This window comes from Treponema sp. (genome assembly GCF_045657965.1).
GTDB lineage: Bacteria > Spirochaetota > Spirochaetia > Treponematales > Treponemataceae > Treponema_D.
In genome coordinates this window covers 1-2,699 of record NZ_JAZOUG010000196.1, presented here as the reverse complement: position 1 = coordinate 2,699, position 2,699 = coordinate 1, and the positions used below count along the sequence as shown (strand labels likewise).

The window sequence follows — 2,699 nt, the reverse complement described above, 5'->3', positions numbered from 1 at the left end:
AAGTAAAAAGCTTTTCAAAAATTTTTTTCAAAGGGTAGATTTGAAACACTGAAATTATGCCTACGGCGTGCCTCAGAATCTAAGAACAAATTTGAATTGTCAATCAGAGTTTTTTTCTTTTTGGCGTATTTCTACAAGCTTATACGTTCCACAGCTCCAACCATAACGATAAATTTGCACAGCAATATCAGAACGCAACTCACCGTCAATATGTATGAGGTCACCGTCCTCGGCATCATCAAGCTGTAAAACCTGGTGAGCTTTCAGAAAACAACCACCAAAGGAGCAAAGCCGACGACCAGCAAGAGCAGGAACGAGAACAGAAACGACTTTATCAGTAAGACTTTCATCATCAAACAAATAATCTGATGATTTAACGGCATATTTAGCAATTTCTGCAACAGCAGAGCTTAAAGAAGAAACAGCTGTATCTGCAAATTTCAAATCTTTTTTACTGCGAGCCTTGCGAACATCGACCTGTGTAATACTGTAATCATTCATAGCTTTTTGCCACATGACAAGCCATTCATCACGATGAATATATAATTCACTTTTAAAATAACGTTTAGGAACTGCGAGAACAGCGTGAAAATGTGGGTGGTAAGTATCAGCTGATTTATTATAGGTGATTTCTAAAGCCTTAAAAAAGCCCTTTAAAATGCTTTTAATACGCTTATGCCTAACAAGGTTGAGCCAAGCTTTTGACATAGAATTAAGAGTACGTACAAGCTCATCAGCGGTACAATTCGGAACTGTAAGAGTAAGAAATAGAAAATCATAATCAGAGCCTATCAAATTCATTATTTCAGATACTTGTCCAAAAATTTTGTATGACCTCCGCCAAGAACACATTGGACAAAGTCTGTCACGGCAAAAATTAGCTTTATGTAATTTGAAATTGGTTGATGTCGGGGCGTCCCCCGAGCACCTACCAGGTGCACCGGGGGGAACGCCCCCGAGCTCCTCAACTCTTCCAAATTCCAAAAACGTGCCACAATTTACAACTCGTTCAGCTTTCTTTTCAAGGTCAAGACGATAATAACACAATACAAGACGTTCAGAAAGAAGCTTTTTTGGTATCCATTTCTTTTTCAGTTCGTTCTCTAATGATTGACAATTCAATGATGATGTGGTATCATTATAGTGAGCAGGTGATACTACATCATCACAAGAGGGGTTTAACAATTCGCAGTTGTTAAGCTCCTCTTTTTTTTCAGATTTCAAGTGAAATTCACCCCCTTATTTTTTTAATTTTTATCCACCCCTAAAAAGTGGATTTTTTAGCGATATATAGAGCGAAATTAGCATTTTTTTAATGCAACGTTGTTTCTATAGTATCAAGATAAGGAGAACGGCTCCGCCGTTCAGAGTTTTTCAGGGTGATTTTTAGTAAGCAAATCACAAAGATTTTCATACTTTTCAAGTTCCTTTAAATCATCTGCAGAAATATTTTCATTATTGGCTATGACCTGCAGAGCACGTTTCATATCAATGATAAGGGACTGCATTTCATTAGCCATAAGGAACTGATTACAAGCAAATGAAACTACACTTGAACGGTTCATATAATTAAGCTTTGCATAATTATCTATTCTTTCAAGCAGTTCATCATTCAAATTCATATTTACACGCATTTATATCACTCCTTTCTGTGATACACATATTATACACCAATTTTCACACTTTGTCAATACAAATTTAAAAATAAAAAAATACCCCTCGAAAGAGGGGTACTTTTTCAAAAATGCCTTGTGCATATCCTCCTGCCTTATGCATTTTTTTATATACTCAAAGTCTGGAATAATTGGCAAGACAGACTTCAAGTCAAATTGAAAAAAAGGGGATTTTTATTAATTAGCAAGCACAGGGAGAAGCTCCCCCACTTGTTAGGGAAATATCCCTAAAACCCTTTAACCATAACACTGTGCTATTTTTCTAAACTCGTTTGAATTACAACGTGATATGTCAATTATACTCCAGGAAGGGTGTGCAGAATAAAACAGATTGCAAACGCCTGCAAGCTCTTCCGAAGGAGTTACAGACCAACCAACAGGAGCAAAGAACGTTACATCAATTTTACCCTTATTATCAGAGTAACGAACACAATAACCGTTTAGTACATTCATTCTGTATCACCAACCTCAAAACTAATGTCAAGAAGACGAGCAGAACACTTTTCAAGACGAGCAGAACAATTTTCAAGAATACCAATTAAAATATTATTAGCAGCTATAACATCATTTTCTGAAAGCTCACCAGGGCGAGCAGAAATTGATTTCATCAAAAATAAAGATACATTAATTTCAGAAACAGAATTATCTATATCATCACAATGACGAACTTCACCAATATTTTTATTCATTTTTAAATACCTCACATCATCATTTTTTATTTTCAAGTTGAAGCCAAGAGCTACAATGTTTGAAAAAATTTTTTGAACTCTGCTTTTGACTTTGTATTCTGAATGTGCTGTTAAGGCTACGCCGAGGAACTCAAGAACAAATAACTTGATTTCGTTCTGTTCCTCGTTTTTTCCATTTTAGCACATTCATAATCCAAAGTAAAAAGCTTTTCAAAAATTTTTTTCAAAGGGTAGATTTGAAACACTGAAATTATGCCTACGGCGTGCCTCAGAATCTAAGAACAAATTTGAATTGTCAATCAGAGTTTTTTTCTTTTTGGCGTATTTCTACAAGCTT

Annotated in this window: 3 protein-coding genes; all 3 read right to left on the bottom strand. The window is 35.5% G+C overall.

The window, feature by feature from the left end; genetic code table 11:
- Window positions 1-99 precede the first annotated feature (99 nt).
- The 3 genes from ACKI5B_RS07290 to ACKI5B_RS07280 all read right to left on the bottom strand — a co-directional run bounded on the left by ACKI5B_RS07290 (window position 100) and on the right by ACKI5B_RS07280 (window position 2,362).
- Window positions 100-1,224, bottom strand: coding sequence for a protein rep (locus tag ACKI5B_RS07290; protein ID WP_407427298.1), 1,125 nt, complete (start codon window positions 1,222-1,224; stop codon window positions 100-102).
- Between the two features lie 140 nt (window positions 1,225-1,364).
- A complete protein-coding gene (locus ACKI5B_RS07285; protein ID WP_407427296.1) occupies window positions 1,365-1,634 on the bottom strand; it encodes a hypothetical protein in 270 nt (89 codons plus the stop codon).
- Window positions 1,635-2,122: 488 nt separating this feature from the next.
- Entirely contained in the window at window positions 2,123-2,362 is a 240-nt protein-coding gene (locus ACKI5B_RS07280; protein WP_407427294.1) for a hypothetical protein, read from the bottom strand.
- Window positions 2,363-2,699: the final 337 nt, after the last annotated feature.

Bases quoted from the DNA above. Each gene is read 5' to 3' on its own strand.
- ACKI5B_RS07280 (WP_407427294.1), bottom strand. From the start codon at position 2,362: ATGAATAAAAATATTGGTGAAGTTCGTCATTGTGATGATATAGATAAT.
- ACKI5B_RS07285 (WP_407427296.1), bottom strand. From the start codon at position 1,634: ATGCGTGTAAATATGAATTTGAATGATGAACTGCTTGAAAGAATAGAT.